The organism is Candidatus Dedyshia acidiphila (assembly GCF_051025295.1).
Lineage (GTDB): Bacteria > Acidobacteriota > Terriglobia > Terriglobales > Acidobacteriaceae > KBS-83.
Genome location: NZ_JBMGJV010000208.1, coordinates 1 through 247, shown reverse-complemented (window position 1 = coordinate 247; position 247 = coordinate 1). Strand labels below are relative to the sequence as shown.

At 59.9% G+C, this 247-nt stretch carries 1 protein-coding gene; it reads left to right on the top strand.

Features of this window, described 5'->3' with window-relative positions; translation table 11 throughout:
• The coding region (locus AC5IJH_RS18620) for a hypothetical protein (RefSeq protein WP_491904305.1) at positions 1 to 217 on the top strand (217 nt) is incomplete at its 5' end.
• Positions 218 to 247: the final 30 nt, after the last annotated feature.

Here is a 247-nt window from a genome sequence, read left to right as displayed (position 1 = left end):
CCGAGCGATTTCGTCGGCGGCATTGCCGAGCGCGATCATGCCGAGAATCGAGCCACTCCTGCTCATATTCGCGGAAGCAGCTATCGACAGTCACGACTCAACATACCTGCTGACACCAACAAAAAAAGAGGCCCCTGGCCGGGGCCTTCTGTCAGTGTCGCAAAGCAAACGTGTGCTGCGCACTCTTGGTGCGAGCGCTTTCCGAGCGCGCCAGTGAGAAGCGCGCTCGTCAGGATCTTCGGGGGAG